General features: G+C 68.8%; 18 protein-coding genes and 1 pseudogene. 5 read left to right on the forward strand and 14 right to left on the reverse strand.

The window, feature by feature from the left end; translation table 11 throughout:
- Positions 1-56: 56 nt before the first annotated feature.
- The 5 genes from ROP_RS16835 to ROP_RS16855 all read right to left on the reverse strand — a co-directional run bounded on the left by ROP_RS16835 (position 57) and on the right by ROP_RS16855 (position 6,395).
- Positions 57-1,466, reverse strand: a complete 1,410-nt coding sequence (locus tag ROP_RS16835) for an MFS transporter (RefSeq protein ID WP_012690606.1) — start codon at positions 1,464-1,466, stop codon at positions 57-59.
- A 74-nt stretch (positions 1,467-1,540) separates the two neighbouring features.
- The gene (locus ROP_RS16840; protein WP_012690607.1) at positions 1,541-2,269 is read right to left on the reverse strand and encodes an enoyl-CoA hydratase/isomerase family protein; all 729 of its coding nucleotides are present in this window, start codon (positions 2,267-2,269) and stop codon (positions 1,541-1,543) included.
- A gap of 4 nt (positions 2,270-2,273) precedes the next feature.
- Entirely contained in the window at positions 2,274-3,473 is a 1,200-nt protein-coding gene (locus ROP_RS16845) for an acyl-CoA dehydrogenase family protein (RefSeq protein WP_012690608.1), read from the reverse strand.
- A gap of 19 nt (positions 3,474-3,492) precedes the next feature.
- Positions 3,493-5,565, reverse strand: a complete 2,073-nt coding sequence (locus tag ROP_RS16850; RefSeq protein WP_012690609.1) for an acetate--CoA ligase family protein — start codon at positions 5,563-5,565, stop codon at positions 3,493-3,495.
- The gene (locus ROP_RS16855; RefSeq protein WP_050785086.1) at positions 5,562-6,395 is read right to left on the reverse strand and encodes an SDR family oxidoreductase; all 834 of its coding nucleotides are present in this window, start codon (positions 6,393-6,395) and stop codon (positions 5,562-5,564) included. Before ROP_RS16855 ends, ROP_RS16850 begins: the two co-directional genes overlap by 4 nt.
- Before the next feature lie 254 nt (positions 6,396-6,649).
- On the opposite strand from ROP_RS16855, the gene ROP_RS16860 reads away from it, so the two are divergent.
- Together ROP_RS16860 and ROP_RS16865 are read left to right on the forward strand one after the other, a co-directional pair.
- Positions 6,650-7,279 carry a TetR/AcrR family transcriptional regulator gene (locus ROP_RS16860; RefSeq protein ID WP_043824873.1) on the forward strand — a complete coding sequence of 210 codons (630 nt, stop codon included), beginning with the start codon at positions 6,650-6,652 and terminating at the stop codon, positions 7,277-7,279.
- A 36-nt stretch (positions 7,280-7,315) separates the two neighbouring features.
- On the forward strand, positions 7,316-8,227 hold the full coding sequence (locus tag ROP_RS16865) for a DMT family transporter (RefSeq protein WP_012690612.1): 912 nt from the start codon (positions 7,316-7,318) through the stop codon (positions 8,225-8,227).
- A 10-nt stretch (positions 8,228-8,237) separates the two neighbouring features.
- On the opposite strand, the gene dmpG is transcribed toward ROP_RS16865, so the two are convergent.
- Genes dmpG through ROP_RS16880 form a run of 3 tightly spaced genes read right to left on the reverse strand, consistent with a single transcriptional unit; the run spans position 8,238 to position 11,034 of the window.
- Positions 8,238-9,260, reverse strand: a complete 1,023-nt coding sequence (gene dmpG, locus ROP_RS16870) for a 4-hydroxy-2-oxovalerate aldolase (RefSeq protein WP_012690613.1) — start codon at positions 9,258-9,260, stop codon at positions 8,238-8,240.
- Positions 9,257-10,222, reverse strand: coding sequence for an acetaldehyde dehydrogenase (acetylating) (locus ROP_RS16875; protein ID WP_012690614.1), 966 nt, complete (start codon positions 10,220-10,222; stop codon positions 9,257-9,259). Before ROP_RS16875 ends, dmpG begins: the two co-directional genes overlap by 4 nt.
- The gene (locus ROP_RS16880; protein WP_012690615.1) at positions 10,219-11,034 is read right to left on the reverse strand and encodes a 2-keto-4-pentenoate hydratase; all 816 of its coding nucleotides are present in this window, start codon (positions 11,032-11,034) and stop codon (positions 10,219-10,221) included. Before ROP_RS16880 ends, ROP_RS16875 begins: the two co-directional genes overlap by 4 nt.
- Before the next feature lie 94 nt (positions 11,035-11,128).
- Here ROP_RS16880 and ROP_RS16885 point away from each other — a divergent pair, with 94 nt between their 5' ends.
- Positions 11,129-11,923 carry an IclR family transcriptional regulator gene (locus ROP_RS16885; RefSeq protein ID WP_012690616.1) on the forward strand — a complete coding sequence of 265 codons (795 nt, stop codon included), beginning with the start codon at positions 11,129-11,131 and terminating at the stop codon, positions 11,921-11,923.
- 14 nt (positions 11,924-11,937) lie between these two features.
- On the opposite strand, the gene ROP_RS44175 is transcribed toward ROP_RS16885, so the two are convergent.
- From ROP_RS44175 to ROP_RS16905, 4 genes are all read right to left on the reverse strand, one after another.
- Positions 11,938-12,567, reverse strand: coding sequence for an alpha/beta hydrolase (locus tag ROP_RS44175; RefSeq protein ID WP_012690617.1), 630 nt, complete (start codon positions 12,565-12,567; stop codon positions 11,938-11,940).
- Between the two features lie 29 nt (positions 12,568-12,596).
- Positions 12,597-13,265, reverse strand: coding sequence for a dihydrofolate reductase family protein (locus ROP_RS16895; RefSeq protein ID WP_043826642.1), 669 nt, complete (start codon positions 13,263-13,265; stop codon positions 12,597-12,599).
- A gap of 66 nt (positions 13,266-13,331) precedes the next feature.
- Complete coding sequence (locus tag ROP_RS16900) at positions 13,332-14,165, reverse strand: aldo/keto reductase (RefSeq protein WP_012690619.1); 834 nt, start codon at positions 14,163-14,165, stop codon at positions 13,332-13,334.
- Entirely contained in the window at positions 14,162-14,920 is a 759-nt protein-coding gene (locus ROP_RS16905; protein WP_050785087.1) for an SDR family NAD(P)-dependent oxidoreductase, read from the reverse strand. Before ROP_RS16905 ends, ROP_RS16900 begins: the two co-directional genes overlap by 4 nt.
- A 168-nt stretch (positions 14,921-15,088) precedes the next feature.
- Between ROP_RS16905 and ROP_RS16910 the strand changes: the two genes are divergently transcribed.
- Together ROP_RS16910 and ROP_RS16915 are read left to right on the forward strand one after the other, a co-directional pair.
- A complete protein-coding gene (locus tag ROP_RS16910) occupies positions 15,089-16,246 on the forward strand; it encodes a dihydrodipicolinate synthase family protein (protein WP_012690621.1) in 1,158 nt (385 codons plus the stop codon).
- A gap of 1 nt (position 16,247) precedes the next feature.
- On the forward strand, positions 16,248-17,051 hold the full coding sequence (locus ROP_RS16915; protein ID WP_043824878.1) for a sugar phosphate isomerase/epimerase family protein: 804 nt from the start codon (positions 16,248-16,250) through the stop codon (positions 17,049-17,051).
- Between the two features lie 68 nt (positions 17,052-17,119).
- Here ROP_RS16915 and ROP_RS40465 read toward each other — a convergent pair.
- Positions 17,120-17,702, reverse strand: a pseudogene (locus ROP_RS40465) (LacI family DNA-binding transcriptional regulator); the annotation flags it as partial.
- A 38-nt stretch (positions 17,703-17,740) separates the two neighbouring features.
- A complete protein-coding gene (locus ROP_RS16925; protein ID WP_012690623.1) occupies positions 17,741-19,174 on the reverse strand; it encodes an MFS transporter in 1,434 nt (477 codons plus the stop codon).
- Between the last annotated feature and the right edge of the window lie 4 nt (positions 19,175-19,178).

Below are 19,178 nucleotides of genomic sequence, written 5' to 3' on the forward strand. Positions count from 1 at the left end.
AGGTGTCCGCCCCCGCCGACGTGGAAAGTCGGCAGGGGCGGACGGGGAACTACCGGTCACGTACGCGGCGCGGACGCCTTCTCCAATGTCTCCAGCCTGGGAGCGCTCGCCGCGGCCGTCGGCGCAGCGGACACGGACGACACTTCTTCGAGCGACTTCCCCTTGGTTTCGGGCGACATGAAGAAGCAGATCACGAACGCGACCGCCGTCAGGACCGCGCCGAAGAGCATCGTGGTGCCGGTGCCCAGCGAGGAGATGCTCAGCGGCAGCAGGTAGGTGCCGGTCGCGGCACCGAACCGGCTGACGGCGGTGGCGATTCCCACGGCCGTGGCCCGGAACTCCGTGGGGAAGAGTTCGTTGGGGTAGATCCACACCAGGATGCTCGGGCCACCCGAGATGAACGCGTACGCGCAGAAGGCGGCGACGATGAACCAGAGCGGTCCGTCCGCCCACAGCCACAGCCCCGCCAGCGGAATCACCATCAGCGCCAGCGGAATTACCGCGATCGGGCGCCGGCCCCACTTCTCGACGAGGAACAGCGCGGGAATGGACCCGGCGACGATGAGCCCGATGATGACGGTCTCGACGATCAGCCCCGCGGAACCGTCACCGGAGATCGAGAATCCGGACAGGATCGTGGGCAGGAACGTCAGCAGCGCGTAGAGCGGGGTGACGACCGCCAGATACAGGGCGCTGCACATGATCAGCCGGGCGAGGTACTGGCCCCGGAAGTAGATCCTGATGTCGGCCTTCGGCTTGTCGGCGGTGTCTTCGACGGTGACCGTGCTCAGGTCCAGTTTTTCCCCGTAGATCTGCTCGACCACGGCCTCGGCGTCCGCCACCCGGCCGTTCTTCAGGAGCCACCGCGGCGACTCCGGGATTCCGCGCCGCACGAGGATCACGATCAGACCGAGCACCGCACTCGACGCGAGCAGCAGGCGCCAGTGGTCGTTGCCGCCCGAGATGCCGACGACGAGTGCACCGACCACGTAGGCGGCGACGGCGCCCGCCGACCAGGCGACGGCGGACATCCCGACCATCGCGCCGCGCTTCCTGGTGGGAGTGAACTCGGTGAGTAGCGAGGTGGCGATGGGGTAGTCCGCACCGATGGCCGCGCCGATGACGAACCGCAGCACTATCAGCTGCCACGGCAGCTGGACGAACACCGACAGCACGCACGCGACGACGAGCACGACGAGGTCGAGGGCGTACATCTTCTCCCGGCCCACCCGGTCGGTGAGGAAGCCGAACACGGTGGCGCCGAAGAAGATACCGATCAGCGAGGCCGCACCGATCAACCCGGCCTCGGCCGTCGTCGGGTGTAGCTGCTCGTGCACGCCGAGCAGGGCCACGCCGATGATGCTCATGACGTACCCGTCCAGGAATGGTCCGCCACAACACGCGATCAGGAGCTTGGTGTGAAACCCGCGTTTGGCGGGTCTGTCCATCACGTCGAAGGAACTCATGTCGTCTCCACTACGTAGATTGGTGCCGTCACCCTCGGGGTGGCGGTCGAGTCGGCCGCACTCGGCCGGTACCGCTAGGGGGTTGTCTTGTTCAGCGCCGAGTAGGCGAGTTGCTCGAGCAGCAGCGACGCGTGGTGCGGGGCGTCCGCGCTGACGTCCAGCACCTGCTTGGTGATGCTCAGCGCCAGCGGCGAATACGCCGCGAGTTCGTGCGCGATGCTCAGCGCCTGCTTCACGTGCTCCGCCGGCGGGGCGATCTCACTGACGACGCCCCAGCGTTCGGCGTCCGTGTGATCGAAGCGCCGGCCGCGCAGCACGAGGTCGCGGGCACGGCCGGCCCCGACGATGCGGGTGATGCGGGTGACGCCGCCGGAACTGGGGAGGATGCCGATTCCGATCTCCGGGAATCCGAAGACCGCGGCCGGATCGGCGACCCGGATGTCGGTGGCGAGGGCCAGTTCGAGGCCACCGCCGAGGCAGTAGCCGGTGATCGCGGACACCGTGGGCTGCGGGAGCGCCGCGAGCGCCTCGTACACGGACCCGGACGTCCGGTAATACTCGGCGATCGCCTCCGGCGTCATCTCCCGCAGTTCGGTGACGTCCGCGCCGGCCGAGAACACCGAGTCGCCCCCGGTGAGGACGACGGCGCGACTGGACTTCACGTCCGGCGACCCCAGCGCGCCGAGCAGCGCGGCCTCCATGTGCGTGGACAGCGCGTTCCGCTTCCATTCGCGCCGCAGGGTCACGACGGCGACGTCGCCGTCCCGGCGCACATCGACGGTTCCGGTGTTCTCGGTCGGCATCGTGCTACTTCTCCCCGGCCTCGTAGCGGAAGGACAGCAGGTTCTCGAGACCCCGCTTGTTGGCCTCGTTCGCGATGACCAGGCGCTGGATCTCCGACGTGCCCTCCCAGATGCGGTCGACGCGCAGTTCGCGCCACAGCCGCTCGACGGGGTAGTCGCGGATGTAGCCGCGGCCGCCGAATATCTGGACGGCCCGGTCCACCACCCGGTTGGACGCCTCGGATGCGGCGAGCTTCACCGTCGCAGCCTTGGCGTGCAACGTCTTTCGCAGGTCGGCGTCGTTCGGGTCGGCCTGGTCGAACTCCCACGCCACCTGGTGGGTGAGCGCCCGGTTGGTGGTGATGTCCACGACGGAATCGGCGATCATGCCCTGGATCAGCTGACGGTTGATCAGCGGTTCGCCGCCCTGTACACGCTCCCGCGCCCAGTCGACGGCCAGGGTCAGCGCCCGCTCGGCCGCGCCGATCGTGCGTGCGCCGATCATCAGCCGCTCCTCCGTGAACCAGTCGCGGGTGAGGTCGTGGCCCTGTCCGATGCCGCCGAGGACGGCGTCCGCGCCGACGCGCACGTTCTCGAACGTGAACTCGGGGTGCTCGTAGACGAAGGTGTGGGTGTAGCGGGGGATGTGCTTGATCTTCACGCCCGGCGTGTCGACGTCGATCAGGAAGATCGTGGCGGCGTTGTCGGGTTCGACGTTGGCCAGCACGATGAGGTAGTCGGCGACGTCACCGACGGTGACGAACCACTTCTCGCCGTTGATGATGTAGCCGCCGTTGCCGTCGGGGGTCGCGGTGGTGCTCGCCGCGGAAAAGTCGGAACCGGCGTTGGCCTCGGAGATCGCGACGGCGTCGCGGCGGTCACCGCGGGCACCGGGGATCAGGTAGCGCTCCCGCTGTTCGGGGGTCGCGTGGGTCAGCGGGTTCGCGGGCCGCCACACCGTGTCCCACAGCGCATTGGTGAGCTTGCCGAGTTCGTCCTGCACGACGGCCTGCTCGAGCACCGTCAGTCCCGCTCCGCCGTATTCGACGGGGGTGTTGATCGCCTGCAGTCCCGATGCGAGGACGGCCGCCTTGATGGTGGCGTGGGATTCGTCGGAGATCCCGTTGTTGCGTTCGCACTCGTCCTCGAACTGCATGATCGTGTCGGTCAGGGCGCGGGCGCGCTCCTTGAGGTCGGCGAGGCGGGGGCTGTATGCGAATTCCATGGTTCAGAACTTCCTTGTGTCAGTTGGTGTTCGAGGAGTGGAGGACGATGCGCGCGTCGAGCCCGAGGGCTTGCTTCGGGGTGACGAGCAGCGGGTTGATCTCGAGTTCCGCGATCTCGGGGTGCGCGGTGGCCACGGCCGTGATCGCGGCGACGGCGTCGGCAGCGGCGTCGATGTCGATCGGCGGCCGGCCGCGCACCCCCCTGAGCAGGGCGGACGCCCGCAGGCTGTCGAGGAGGCCGCGGGCGGTCTCCGCGTCGACCGGGGCCAGCGCGAACGCGACATCGGCGAGCACCTCGGTGAAGATGCCGCCGAGGCCCACCATCGCCACGGGACCGAACCGCGGATCGGTCTGGACGCCGACAATGAGTTCGACCCCCTCACTGAGGTCGGCCATCGCCTCGACGCAGTAGGCCGAAGCTCCGAGCGCGGCGTCCATGCGCGTGAACGCGTCGGCGAGTTGTTCCGCCGACCCCAAACCGAGGGCGACGCCACCGGAGTCGGACTTGTGCAGCAGGCCCATCGCTTTGAGGACCACCGGGAATCCGACGGTTTCGGCGGCCGCCACCGCCTCCGCACAATTCTGCACCAGACGTGCCGCGGGGAAGTCGACGCCGGCGTCGCGGAAGAGTTCGCGGGAATCCCAGTACGCGTCGCTGGTGACCGGCTCGGACGGCACGCTGTCCGTGCCCGCCTGATGTTGCGGCGCAGCGATTTCGGCGAGGACGCCGAGTGCGCCGGCCGCGTCCTCCACGGCGCGGAAGACCGGGACCCCGCTGTCGGCGAGCACCCGCGCCGCGGCGCTGTCGGGATGCATCGTGTGCACGACGACCGGTTTGCCGTGGGCGCGGGCCGTTTCCGCCATCGCGCGCGCGGTCTCGACCTCCTTGCGCGCCAGATTTTCGCCGTAACTACCGTAGCCGCCGAAATATCCGGTGAGAAGGACGGAATCGACCGCCGGACTCTGCAGGACGGTGTCGAGAACCGAGGCGAACGAGGTGATGTCCTGTTCCCCGGCGCCCGCGAGGTCGATCGGATTGGTCACTCCGGCGGACGGCGGCAGCAGGTCGCGCAGTGCGCCGCTGATGTCGGCGGGGAACTCCGGAACCGTGAGTCCGGCCGCCTCCACCACGTCGGACGCGACGCCCGCGTGCCCGCCGCCGTCGGCGACGACACCGACCCGGCGCACCTCCGCGGGTCCGTACCCGAGGAGTGTCGCGGCGACGTCCGCGAGTTGCCGGGGACTCGACACCCGGTACACCCCGGCCGCGCGGCAGGCCGCGTCGATGACCGCGCTGTCGGACGTCAGCGAACCCGTGTGGGACTGCGCCCCGCGGATGGAGGCCTCACTGCCACCGACCGTCAGCAGCAGCACCGGCTTCCCGGCCCGGGATGCCCGGGCGGCGGCGTCGACGAACGCCCGCCCGTCACCGAAGTCCTCGCAGTACACGGCGATGAGTTCGGTGTCGTCGTGCTCGACGCACGACCGGATGAGGTCGGCGGCGCCGAGATCCGCCTGGTTCCCCAGCGAGGCGAACCGGGAGAACCCGTGTCCGCGGGCCTCGAGGAACTGACTCAGTTCGAGTGCCATGTTGCCGCTCTGGGAGAGCAGCGCGATGCGCCCGGCGGGCAGCGGGTTCGAGGCCAGCGTCAGCGCGGTGCCCGAATCCAGCACTCCCAGGCAGTTCGGCCCGAGGAGGACGGCTCCGGCCTCCCGCACCCGCGCCACGACCCGATCCTGGACCGCCTTTCCGGCAGCGCCGAGTTCGGCGAAGCCGGCGGTGACACCGACGATGGCGGTGGCACCCGCCGCGAGGGCGTCGTCGACGGCCTCCTCGAAACCCTGTGCCGGAACGGTGATGACGACCAGATCGACCCGTTCGTCGAGTTCCGACAGGCTTTTCAGGGAGGGGTGACCCAGGATGCGCTCGCCGCGCCGGTTGACGAGATGGACCGCACGGGTGCCCTTCATGCGCAGAGCCTGGACGCTGATCCAGTTTCCGTACTTGGTTTCGTCGTTGCTCGCGCCGAGGACGGCGACCGAACGCGGATCGAACAGTGCCGTGAGGTCGCGGTCGACGGTCGTGCTCATTCCGCCACCTCGACCATCGGTGCGGGATGGCCCGTGCCCCAGGCGTCGGCGCCGCCGTCGATCACCAGTGTGGTTCCGGTGACGTAACTTCCGGCCGGCGACGCGAGGAATGTGACGACCCCGGACACGTCCTCGGCCGTGCCCAGGCGTCCGAGCGGCACCGCGGACGTCCATTGCGCGCGGGCCTCTTCCGTGTAGTTCTCCTCCATGCCCTCCGTCGCGATGGTGCCGGGGGCGATGCAGATCGACCGGATTCCGTACCGGCTCCACTCCAGCGACAGTCCCGACGCCAGGTTTTCGAGGGCCGCGCGCGCCGAGGTGGCGTGGACCATCGAAGCGATTCCGCGGCGCGGGGAGAACGCCATGAAGAAGATGCACCCCGACCGCTGCGGAATCATCGCGCGGACGGCGACCTCCCGGGTGACGGCCCAGGTGGCGTCGACGGCGAGGCGGTGGACGGCGCGCCACCCCTTGCTCGTGATGTCCTCGGCGGGCGCCGCGAACTGGCCGCCGGCGTTGTTGACCAGGACGTCGATGCGGCCGAACCGCTCCAGGGCCCGATCGACCAGGGCGGTCACCTGCTCTTCTTCGCGAATGTCCGCGGGCACGGCGAGCGCCCGTGCGCCCAGTGCCTCGATGTCCGCGACGGTCTTCTCGAGGGGCTCGGGCCTGCGGCCGCTGATGACGACGTCGGCTCCACACCGCGCCATGTCCAGTGCGATCGCGCGCCCGATCCCGGTGCCTCCACCGGTGATCAGTGCCACCCGCCCGCGATGGACGTCGGGGCGCAGCACCTGCCCGGCGCCTCCACCTGGGTTCTCACATTCCATCGAGTGTTCGCCTCTCGTCGCTGCCGTTCAATCATTCGGGGTCTGACTGATGCATCAGTTATACCGTGACCGGGACCACAGATGTCAAGGGTCGACCAGAGAATGATTCCGAGTCGGCGCGCCCCGCTGCAGGCCTGTAATACCTTGAACTGGGGTTATGCGTCGAACGTTCGGTCGCCGATCGATTCCGCGCGAGGCGTTCCGCGTCTGACTGATGCGTCAGTTTGGGGTGTATGATTTGATGGGTCAGTCAGATGACTACCGAAGGAGGGGCCGTGACCGCTCAACTCACCGAGGACGCGCGACGAACGGCGATCCTCGATGCCGCAGCTCAGCTGATTGCCGAGCGCGGATACCACTCGGTCCGCATCTCCGACATCGCACAGGTGGTCGGCACCAGCACCGGGGCGGTGCACTACTACTTCCCCGGCAAGAGCGACGTCCTGACCGCGGCCCTCCGCCACGCCATCGACAACGCCTTCGACCGGCAGAGCCGCGAACTCAAGGCGATCGACAACGCCCACGAACGGCTGCTCCGCCTGATCGACATGCAGCTGCCCCGGGTCGGGCCGCTGCGCGACGAGTGGTCCATCTGGTTGCAGTTCTGGGCCGAGGCGACGCTCCGGCCCGAACTCCGTCCCTTCCACAACACGTACTACGCGCGCTGGCACGAGACCGTCGTCAAGATCGTCCGGCGCGGGCAACGACAGGACATCTTCCGCACCGACGTCGACCCGGAGACGATCGCGCAGCGGCTGACCGCGCTCACCGACGGGACCGCCATCCAGGTCCTCACCGGCGCACCGAACATGACCGTCGCCGCGATGAAAGAGGTACTCGTGCAGTTCGTCCACGACGAACTCGTCGCGCCGCGCAAATGGTGACCCGGCCTTCGCGGGCCGCCCGGCGCGTTCGGGCCGATGGTCGCTAGCTCCACGGAACGGCGGACGCGCGGTGGCAGTGCGGTCGCCTGGGGATGCGGTGCGGCCTCCGCGATCGCCTACGGACTCACGCCGACGTTCGCCGCGATCGGATACGCCGGCGGCGTGTCACCGGCCGTCCTCGTCTGCCTCCGCAGCCTGGTCGGTGCCGCACTGCTGTTTCTTCTCGCCTGGTCCACCGGAAGATTGAAGGGCGTCACCTGGAAGTCCGCTGTCGGACTGTGCTGCGTCTGCGGCCCACTGTTCGGCATCCAGTTGCTGTGTTTCTTCGCGGCAGTCCGAGTCACCGGCGCCCAGATCGCGGTCGTGATCGTCCACATCTACCCGCTGTTCGTGATGGCACTCGTGTGGGTGGTCGCCCGGAACCGGATCCACCGCGGTCAGCTGATGCTGGCCGTCGCGATGTCCGGCGGCATCGCACTCGTCGCGGGCGCGGGCACCTCCGCCGTCGCCCTGAACGGGGCGGTACTCGCCCTCCTCAGCGCAGGGGGATACGCGCTGTACCTGGTGGTCGGGGAACGGTGGATCCACCAGGTCAGCCCTGTCGCCGCCGGCGCGCTGGCATCACTCGGCGCCGGAATCACCACCGGCACAATCGCTCTCGTCGACGGCCAGCCGTGGACGTTCGAACCCAGCGGGTGGGGATCCATCCTGTTCCAGGGACTTCTCCTGATGCCCATCGGAATCGGCTGCTCCTTCATCGCCGTGCGCGCACTCGGATCGACGTCCGTCGCCCTCCTCGGACTGCTCGAACCGGTGGTCGGGGTGCTCGCCGCACAGGTCCTGCTGGGCGAGCAGCTGTCCCCGCCGCAGTGGGCGGGGATGGCCGTCGTCCTCCTCGCCTCCGCGGCCCTGCCCCTCGTGCGCTCCGCGCCCGTGCGTACTTATTAACCGCCCGTGGTTAATAAGTACTCACGGGGCCGGAGGCCACCAAATCGAGGGCGATATCGGTGATCATGTCTTCCTGCCCGCCGACGAGGCCGCGCTTGCCGACTTCCTGGAGGATGGTGCGGACGTCGATGCCGTAGTTCTTCGAGGCGGTTTCGGCGTGCCGGAGGAAGCTGGAGTAGACGCCCGCGTAGCCGAGGGTGAGGGTTTCCCGGTCGACGCGCACCGGCCGGTCCTGCAGCGGCCGGACGAGGTCGTCGGCGGCGTCCTGCAGTGCGAACAGGTCGGATCCGTGCTGCCAGTCGTGGAGGTTGGCGACGGCGATGAACGCCTCGATCGGGCAGTTGCCTGCGCCGGCGCCGTGCCCGGCGAGGGAGGCGTCGACGCGGGTGACCCCTTCTTCGACGGCGACGACACTGTTCGCGACGGACAGCGACAGGTTCTCGTGGGCGTGGATTCCGATCTGGGTGCCCGGGTCGAGGATGTCGCGGTAGGCCCGGACCCGGTCGCGGACACCGTTCATGGTGAGCCGGCCGCCGGAGTCGGTGACGTACACGCAGTGCGCCCCATACGATTCCATCAGCTTCGCCTGCTCGGCGAGGTTCTCGGCGGGGGTCATGTGGCTCATCATCAGGAACCCGGAGACGTCCATGCCGAGTTCGCGGGCCTTGGCGATGTGCTGGGCGGAGACGTCGGCCTCGGTGCAGTGGGTGGCGATCCGGATGGAGCGGACCCCGAGCTTGTGGGCCTGTTCGAGTTCGGCGATGGTGCCGATACCGGGCAGCAGCAGGGTGGTGAGCGTCGCGTGGGTGAGGTTGTCGGCGGCGGCCTCGATCCATTCCCAGTCGGTGTTGCTGCCGGGTCCGTAGTTGAGGGAGCCGCCGGCGAGGCCGTCGCCGTGGGCGACCTCGATGGCGTCGACCCCGGCGGCGTCGAGGGCGGCGACGATGGTGCCGACGTCGTCGGGGGTGATGCGGTGCCGGACGGCGTGCATGCCGTCGCGGAGGGTGACGTCCTGGATGTAGAGCTTGGTCATGGTGCGACCTCCGCGGGGATCGTGTTCTGAATGCGTCGGGCGATGGATTCCGCGGTGCGCAGGGCGGCGGAGGTCATGATGTCGAGGTTGCCGGCGTAGGCGGGCAGGTAGTGGGCGGCGCCCTCGACCTCGAGGAACACCGACACCTTGGTGGTGACCGGGCCGGTGCCGTCGGGGAGCAGGGTGTGGACGGGTTCTCCGTCGGGGATGGCGGTGAACTGGACGTCCTGCTTGAGCCGGTAGCCGGGGACGTACTCGGCGACGCGCGCGGCCATGCCGGTGATCGAGGCACGGATGGCGTCGTGGTCGGCGTCACCGATCAGGGCGAGGACGGTGTCGCGCATCAGCAGGGGTGGTTCGGCGGGATTGAGGACGATGATCGCCTTGCCGCGGGCCGCGCCGCCGACCTGTTCGATGGCGTGCGAGGTGGTTTCGGTGAATTCGTCGATGTTCGCGCGGGTGCCGGGACCGGCCGACTTCGAAGCAATGGACGCGACGATCTCGGCGTAGGCGACGGGGGTGACGGCGGAGATGGCCGCGACCATCGGGATGGTGGCCTGACCGCCGCAGGTGACCATGTTGACGTTGTCGACGTCGCCGTCGAGGTGCTGCTCGAGGTTGACCGGCGGCACCACGTAGGGGCCGATCGAGGCGGGGGTGAGGTCGACCAGCTTCTTGCCGTAGGGGGCGAGGGCGGCGGCGTTGGACCGATGAGCCCCGGCGGAGGTGGCGTCGAAGACGATGTCGATGGCGGCGAAGTTGTCGAGGCCGATCAGGCCCTGGACGCCGTCGGCCGTGGTCGGGACGTTCAGCCGGGCGGCGCGGGCGAGGCCGTCGGAGTTCGGGTCGATGCCGACCATCGCGCCCATCTCGAGGATGTCGGAGTTGCGCAGGACCTTGATCATCAGGTCGGTGCCGATGTTGCCGGATCCGATGATCGCGACATTGATCTTGTCGGTCATGAGTGGGTGCCCTTCGAGAAGGTGGCGGTGACGGTGCCGAGCGTGGACAGTTCGGCGCGGACGGTGGTGCCGGGTGGGGTGGGAACCATGGGGCCGAGGGCGCCGGACAGGATGACCTGCCCGGCGCGGAGCGGCTGCCCGTAGTCGCGGGCGGTGCGGGCAAGCCAGGCCAGGGCCTGCAGCGGGTCGCCGAGGCAGGCGGCGCCGGTGCCCTCGGAGACCAGCGCGTCGTCGGCATACAGCTGCATCGCCACGTCGCGGGGCTCGAATTCGTCGAGGGTGAACCAGTTCTCGCCGAGGACGTACAACCCGGAGGAGCCGTTGTCGGCGACGGTGTCGGTGATGGTGATGTCCCAGTCGGCGATGCGGGAGTCGACGATCTCCAACGCGGCGGCGGCGCGGGCGACGGCGGCACGGATCTGGGCGTCGTCGAGGTCGCCGTCGATCAGGTCGGCGCCGAGTACGAACGCGATCTCGGCCTCGGCCTTCGGCTGCAGCAGCCGGTCGCTGGGCACCTCGGGCAGGCCGGTGACGTCCATGTCGGCGAACAGGACTCCGAAGTCCGGTTGGTCGACCCCCAACTGCTGCTGCACGGCGGGGGAGGTGAGCCCGATCTTGCGGCCGGTGATGGTGCCGCCGGCGGCGACACGCTGGTCGGTCAACCGCTGCTGGACGGCGTAGGCGGCGGCGATGTCGTCGGTGCCGAGCAGATCCCGGACCGGCGGACAGGGTGTTGCGGTCGCGGCCGCCAGGCGCTCGACGGCGGCCAGGACCGACGAATTCGGCAGGGCTTCGGACGTGGTGGTTGGCATCGATGACCTCACGGTGTGCTTTCGCTTGTGCTGGAGTGGACGCTGCGCGCCTGGTTGCTTGTACTGTGCCGGGCCCGATGGCGATACTCAACGCATGAGTCCCGTAGAACGGAACACTTCGGAGGTCGGTGACGAGCCGACGTCGGTGGTCCGGCGGATGTCGGATCTGCTCGCCGCGTTCGGTCCCACCGATACGACGCTGGGTGTCAACGAGTTGACCCGGCGCACCGGAATCCCGAAGGCGACGGTGTCGCGGTTGGTGAAGGAGATGGAAGGCGTCGGGTTTCTCGAGCGCAGCGGCGTCAAGGTCGGGCTCGGACTGCGACTGTTCGAACTCGGGGAACGGGCGTCGCGGCGACGTTCGGTCCGTGAGGTGGCGCTGCCATTCCTCGCCGACCTGCGGGAGGCGACGCGGCAGACGGTGCATCTGGCGATCCTCGACGGGGCCGAGGTGGTGTACGTCGAGATCCTTCCCGGGCGGGATGCGCCGTGGCTGCCGTCCGGCGTGGGTGGCCGTCTCCCCGCACATGCGACGGGGGTGGGTAAGGCCCTGCTCGCGGGATCACCACCTGCGGCGTTCGAGGCCGTGGTCGCGGCTGGGCTGTCGCGGGTCGGCCCGCGCACCATCACCGCGCCCGGCGCGCTGGTGCGGCAGTTGCGGCGGATCGCGTCGACCGGCATTGCGTACGAGCACGAGGAGTCGGCGCCCGGCGTCGCGTGTGTGGCCAGTGCCGTCCGCGTCGACGACGGTCCGCCGGTGGCCGCCGTCTCGGCGTCGGGATGGATCGGCAAGGTCGACATCCGGCGCGTCGGGCCCGCCGTCCACACCACCGCGCTGAGCATCACCCGTGCGCTCACCGAGATCGGGGACCGCGGTAGCGGTCGGTGATCTCGGCGCTGGAATCAGTTGGCCAGTCGCTCCAGGATCGCGCCCATGGCCGCGTCGGCGTTGTCGCCGTCGAAGATGTTCTGCGCGTGGTCGGAGCCGGGCAGGAGGACCACGTCATTGTTCTGGCCTGGTGAGCTGTCGGCGAGTTGCTGCGACACGTTGGCGACGGGCTCGTCCTCGCTGGCGATGAACAGCTTGGGCTCGTCGCCGAGACCGTCGACGAACTTGTTGGGGGAGAGCAGCACCAGCTGGTGGGGGAGTCCGGGTTGCTGCGAGGCCAGTTGCAGGATCGCGTCGGCGCCCGCGCTTCCGCCCATCAGCGCGACGTCGGCATGCCCGTCGGCGTGGAGTTTCGCGACGGCGGCCGCGATCGACTCCGGAGCGATGTTCTCCACGGCGATGACGGTGGCGCCCTGGTCGGCGATCGCCGTGGCCTGATTCTCCCAGCTCGCGGCGTCGAAGACGGCACCGTGGGCCAGGATCACCCCGTACTCGCCGTCGCCCCACTGCAGGGCGTCGCCGCCGCCGACCTCGATCTCGGTGCCGGTGGTGTCATCACCCGTCGACGGCGGGTCGTCATTGCCGGAGCAGCCCGCCACGACGACGGCGAGCAGCACCGAGAGCAGGACGAGTAGGGCCCTCATCCCTCAACCATATCGGAGTGCGCCGCGGGTCACTTTCGCCAGAACAGGTGGTGGGTGACGCCGCTCGGGCTGGGCACGACGTCGCAGTGAAATCGGTCGAAGAGCTCGTCCGGAGTTTCCCACAGTCGCGCCCCGGACCCGAGGTCGATCGGCGAGACCACCACGTGCAGGGTGTCGACGAGGTCGGCGTCGAGGAACTCCCGGATGGTGGTGGCCCCTCCGCCGAGCCGGACATCCTTCCCCTGCGCCGCCTCCCGCGCCTGCGCGAGGACCGTGGCCGGATCGGTGTCGACGAAGTGGAACGTGGTGTCGGAGAGCGTGAACGACGGACGGACGTGGTGGGTCAGCACGAATACCGGGGTGTGGAACGGGGGTTCGTCGCCCCACCAGCCGCGCCACTCGTGGTCCTCCCAGGGCCCGCGTTGCGGCCCGAACTTGTTCCGGCCCATGATCTCGGCGCCGATGTTGCGGTCGTAGTCGCGGATCAAGTAATCGTCGAGTCCCCGGCTCCCGCCGGGACCGGTGCGCATGTGCCAACTCGCCGTGGCACCCGCCCAGGCGAACAGGACACCCGGGTCGGCGTGACCGAACGGCCTCTCGCGGCTCTGGCCGTCACCGGCACCGAAGCCGTCACGCGACACATTGAAGTTCTGGACTCTCAGCAGCTGACTCGAGGCTCCTCCTGCCGTCTCGACGATGGTAACGACGAGGAGACGCCGAGGGCGGGACAACCGTCGTCAACGCCGTGGAGCGTCGGCCCAGGTTCAGTCGACGTCGTCGGGGTGCGGCCCGGTTCTCTCGTTCCGGTCCAGTGCGGAGATCTGCGCGATCTCGTCGGCGTCGAGCGCGAAGCCGAACACGTCGATGTTCGCGCGCATCCGTTCCGGCGAAGACGATTTCGGCAGAGGTACGGTGCCGCGCTGCAGATGCCAGCGCAGCACGATCTGCGGAAGGGACACGCCGTGGCGGCGTGCGAGTTCGGTGAGCACCGGATTCTCCTGCAGCCTGCCACGGGCGAGCGGTGCCCACGCCTGGGTGTGGATGTCCAGACTCCGATGCAGTTCCACCATCGGCTGCTGGGGAAGCAACGGATGTATTTCGATCTGGTTGACCATGGGCCGCACGGCGGCGACGTCGATCAGGCGGTTCAGGTGTTCGGCCTGGAAGTTCGATACTCCGATCGCCCGGATCAGGCCGGCGAGGTGGAGTTGTTCGAGCGCCCGCCACGTGTCCAGGTACGCGCCACGCGCGGGGGCGGGCCAGTGGATCAGACACAGGTCCACGTAGTCCACGCCGAGGCGGGCGGCGCTGTTCTCGACGGCGTCGAGGGTCGACTGGTAACCCTGGTCCTCGTTGGAGACCTTGGTGGTCACGAACAGTTCCTCGCGGGGCACGCCGGAATCGATCAGCGCGCGACCGAGGGAGCGCTCGTTGCCGTACATCGGAGCGGTGTCGAAGGCCCGGTATCCGGCCGCCAGTGCGTGCCCGACGGTGGCGCGCATGGCGTCGTCGGGAATCTGAAACACCCCGAACCCGATGGCGGGCATCACGACCCCGTTGCTCAGGGTGACCGACGGAATCGTCGTCGCCTCGGTCATGTGATCGAGTATCCGCCGTCGACGGGCAGCACGACGCCGGTGACGTAGCGGGCGGCGTCGGAGACGAGGAAGAGCACCACATCGGCGACGTCGTCACCGTCGGCGAACCGCTGCAACGGAATCCGGCTCAGCTTCGCGGCGCGGAACTCCTCCTGCCCGAGAACTTCGGCGGTCATCGGGGTCTCGATGTAGCCCGGCGCGATCGTGTTCACACGCACGCCCTGTGGCCCGAGTTCGACCGCCAGTCCCTTGCCGAGTTGGGTGAGCGCCGCCTTGGTCGCACCGTAGGGCACGATGCCCGGCACGGCGCGATCCGCGGACAGCGAGGCAATGTTGACGACACTGCCGCCCGACGCGATCAGCGATTTCATCGCCTGCCGGGTCAGCCGGTACACGGCCGACAGGTTCACGTCGACCAGCCGCTGCCAGCCGTCCTCCTCCACATCGATCGCGGGGGTCCGCAGCTGGATGCCTGCCGCGTTGATCAGAATGTCCAGGCTCCCGGCCACCTGCTGGGCGAGGTCGACGGCGGATGCGCTGAAGGCCGGATCGGTGAGGTCCCCGCACAGCCCGTGCCCGCCGATTCCGGCCATCACCTCGGTGATTTTCGGGTCGGCGTCGACGCCCACCACCACGACGCCCTGCGCCGCGAGCGCCCGGGCGATAGCGGATCCGATTCCTCCGGCCGCGCCGGTGACGACGGCGGCCTTGCCGCTCAGCGTCGTCACCCCCGGGACCTGTGTTGTTACGCCCACGTCGTGGCTCCCTTCCGATGCCGCGCGGCGAGGTGACCTCTGGGACCCCGAGACGCGCTGGAAAATGCTTTCATTGTGAACTCTGATCCATATTCGGTCTGGACCTCGATATTCATCAGCGTATATGGTGAGTAACACTTCGGCAAGAAAACGATTTCAGGAGTTTCAATGGCCTCGATTGTCCTTCCCGCCTCCGACGGCTCAACCGGCACCCTCGAGTTCGGTGAGCCCGCCCGGCTGAACACCCGGTCCACGGCGCCGACCAGCAGGGCGGTGTACGCGGCCTCGCACGTCGTGGCCGATCCGCTGCGGGCGTCCGCCGAGAACGCCGCGGACCAGATCGACTGGGACGCCACCCTGCAACTGCGCCACGACCTGTGGTCGCTGGGGCTCGGGGTGGCCGAATCGATGGACACCGCGCAGCGCGGCATGGGCCTCGACTGGGCCGGCGCGCGCGAACTCGCGGTCCGCACCCTCACCGACGCGAAGTCGGTCGGCGGCCGGGTCGTCGTGGGTGTCGCCACCGATCAGCTGAAGACCGATTCGCCCTCGCTGGAGGAGATCCGCGACGCCTACCTCGAACAGGTCGAGGCGATCGAATCCGCGGGCGGTGAGGTGGTGCTGATGGCCAGCCGTCACCTCGCCCGGGCGGCCTGCGGCCCCGACGACTACCTCTCCGTGTACGACGCGGTGTTGTCGGCGGCCACCCGTCCGGTCGTATTGCATTGGCTCGGTTCGGTGTTCGACCCCGCACTCGACGGCTACTGGGGGTCCGCGGACCCCTCGGCGGCGATGGACACCGTCCTGCAGATCATCGGCGCGCACCGCGAACGCGTTCGCGGCATCAAGGTGTCACTGCTCGACCCGGCCCTCGAGATCGCCCTGCGACGCCGGATGCCCGGCGATGTGCGGGTGTTCACCGGCGACGACTACAACTACGTCGACCTGATCGCCGGCGACGGCACCCACACCAGCGACGCCCTCCTCGGTGCGTTCGCCGCACTCGGCCCGTTCGCCTCCGCCGCGTTCGCCCGCCTCGACGACGGCGACGAGCAGGGCTTCCGGAACATCCTCGGCCCCACCGAAACCCTGAGCCGGCTGCTGTTCGCCGCTCCGACGCAGTACTACAAGGTCGGCGTGGCGTGGCTGGCGTACCTGGGCGGCAAGCAGGACCACTTCCGGATGATCGGCGGCTTCGAAACCGGCCGCAGCCTGACGCATCTCGCCGCACTGGTCCGCGCCGCCGACGCGATCGGACTGTTCACCGATCCCGACTTCACCGCCGCACGCGCTTCGGCGTACTTCGCGGTGCACGGGATCCGCTGACATGGACCTCGCGCGGTGCAGCCTCAACTCCGTCACCGTGAAGGGATCGGGATTCACGGAGGTGGCCGACCTCGCCGAGAAGTGGGGTTTCGGCGGCGTCGGCCTGTGGCGAGACGTGCTCGAGGACCTGGACCTGACTGCCGCGGCCACCCGGCTGCGGCAGTCGGGTCTGCGGGTCAGCAGCGTCTGCCGCGGCGGGATGTTCCCGCAGCCGACCGCCACACTGCGACGAAAGGCCATGGACGACAACCGGGTCGCCGTGGATCAGGCGCACGCCCTGGGTGCGGATTGCCTCTACCTGGTGTGCGGCGCCGCCTACGGCGATCTCGCCGGCGCCCGCAGGCAGGTCCGGGACGGCATCGCCGAACTCGAGCCCTACGCGCGGGCGGCCGGGGTGCGGCTCGCCGTCGAACCGATGCACCCGATGATGGCGTCGAGCCGATCCGTCATCACGTCGCTGCAGGAGGCGAACGATCTGGTCGAGTCCATCGATTCGGACCTGGTGGGGATCGGGATCGACTCGTATCACGTGTGGTGGGACGCGGCGCTGCCGGAACAGATCGCCCGGGCCGGCGACAAGCTGTTCTCCGTCCAGCTCGCCGACTGGATCACCCCGATTCACGGGGAACTCAGCAGCCGCGGCATGCCCGGCGAGGGCTGCATCGACATGACCGGATTCGTCGACCGGTGCGATCGCGCCGGCTACCGGGGCCTCGTGGAGGTCGAGGTCCTCAGCGACCGGTGGTGGGCCGAGACCGCCCTGGTCGCCACCGAGGCCGCCGTCGAAGGCCTCGCCGCCGTCTGAAAGTCCCGGCTCAGACCGCGACTGGCCCCGTCGACTCGCGAATGACGACGTCGGCGGGGATCGGCGGCGTATGCGCCCTCGATGGTGGCGTCCGAGGCGACCCTGACCGCGTCGATCCCGAATGCCCTCGCGATCTCGATGCCGCGCCAACGCTCCCGGTTCTGCCACGACAGATCCGATCCTGCGAGATACACGACACGGCGATGACCGAGCCGGGCCAGGTGGCCGCACAGCTGCATCATGGGGGTGAAGTTGTCGATCGCGACCATGGGCAGGTCGACTCCGCGTTCGATCCGATTCACCAGCACCACCGGAGTCGTCTGCCGGGCCAGTTCCTTCAACCCCGCCGGCGGAATTCGCGAAGACAGCAATATGAGCCCGTCGACCTGGCCGAGCGGGTCGAGGGCGGTGGCGTACTCGTCGGCCGCCCCCGACACTGCGCATCGACCCCAGCACCAGACCCCGGGCTGCGCTGCTCGGACGGTAGGACAGCTCGTCGGCGGCCCGGTGCACCCGAGCAGCGAGATCCGGTGTCACAGCCGAGCTTCCACTCAGCACCCGAGAGACGGTCGCGGGCGACACCCCGGCGGCCTCCGCCACCGTGATGATCGTCGGACGACGGCTCGTTGACGCTCGGGTCCGCTGTGACACCGGATTTCCCCTGTTCTTCGACGTGTCGCGACGTGCGGTCAGCCGCGGGCGGCAGCGACCGCGTCGAGGGGGTCGTCGAGGTCGCGGTTGATCGGGTCGGGGGTGATGTAGGTGGTGCCGATCGTGATGAGCGTGAGGATGCACAGGTATCCGGCGATGAACACCCACGAGCCCAGCCCGGCACCGGGCACATCCTTGCCGCCGTCGGCGGCGACGACCATCGCGATGATCCAGGCGCCGATCAGCGGTGCGATGCCGCCGGACAGTACCGCGGAGACCTCACGGGCCACCGACACGCCGAGGTAGCGCTGCCGGGACCCGAACAACTCACTCATGAAGGCACTCTGGGATCCGAACATGCCCCACGTGCCGATGCCGAGCGCGAGGGAGATGACGACGATGGTCAGCACCACGCTGCCCTGGCTCAGGGCCCACCAGATCGGGAACGCGGACACCAACTGGAAGTAGGCGAAGGCACGGTAGGTCTTGACCCGGCCGAAGCGGTCGGAGAGTTTGCCGGCGATCGGAATGACGATCGATCCGAGGGAGGCGGCGAAGACCAGCGAGAGGGCGCCGATGGGGCCCTTGATGCCGACGGCGGCACTGGTCACATATGCGACGGCGAGGGCCTGGTACATCGAGGAAGACCCGTTCTCGGCCAGCCGCAACCCGATGCCGCGCAGCAGCGAGGGGCGCGAATGCTTCAGCAGGTTGTGCAGCGGACGCTCGTCGATCTGGTCCTTCGCTTCGAGTTTCTTGAACGTCGGCGATTCCTCGAGGTTGACCCGCAGGTACATCGCGACGGCGAGGATGACGACGCTGGCCAGGAACGGCACCCGCCAGAGCCAGGTGTCGGTGATCTCGCTGTGCCCGCGGTACACGAGGAAATACACCAGGGCCGCGACGACGGTGCCGACCTGCACACCGAGGAAAGGCAGCGAGGCGTAGAAGCCGCGCTTTCTCGGCGGCGAGTATTCGGTCATCAGGATCGACGCACCGGCCATCTCGGCGCCGGCGCCGAGTCCCTGGGCGATGCGCAACATGATCAGCAGGATCGGGGCGAGCATTCCGACACCGCCGGAATACCAGTCGCCTTCGCTGCCGTAGTAGGTCGGCAGGAGACCGATGCAGGTACTGGCCACGCCCATCAGAATGATGGTGGCCATCAGCACGAACTTCCGGCCCAACCGGTCTCCGAGTCGGCCGAAGAACACCCCACCGAGGGGGCGGACGGCGAAACCGATGAAATAGGTGGCGAAGCTGAGCACCAGGCCGGTCGCGGGATTGTCGGTCGGGAAGAACAGCGGCCCGAACACGAGCGCGGACGCCAGGCTGTAGAGGGCGAAGTCGTAATACTCGAGTGCGCTGCCGGCGGACGCGCCCCAGGCGGCCTTGTGGAGGTCGTCCTTGGTGACCTCCGGGACCTGGTTGTGAGTGTCGGAGTCTGCCGCGGGGTGAGGATCAAGGGTCATGGAT

This window comes from Rhodococcus opacus B4, assembly GCF_000010805.1.
GTDB classification, from domain to species: Bacteria; Actinomycetota; Actinomycetes; order Mycobacteriales; family Mycobacteriaceae; genus Rhodococcus_F; species Rhodococcus_F opacus_C.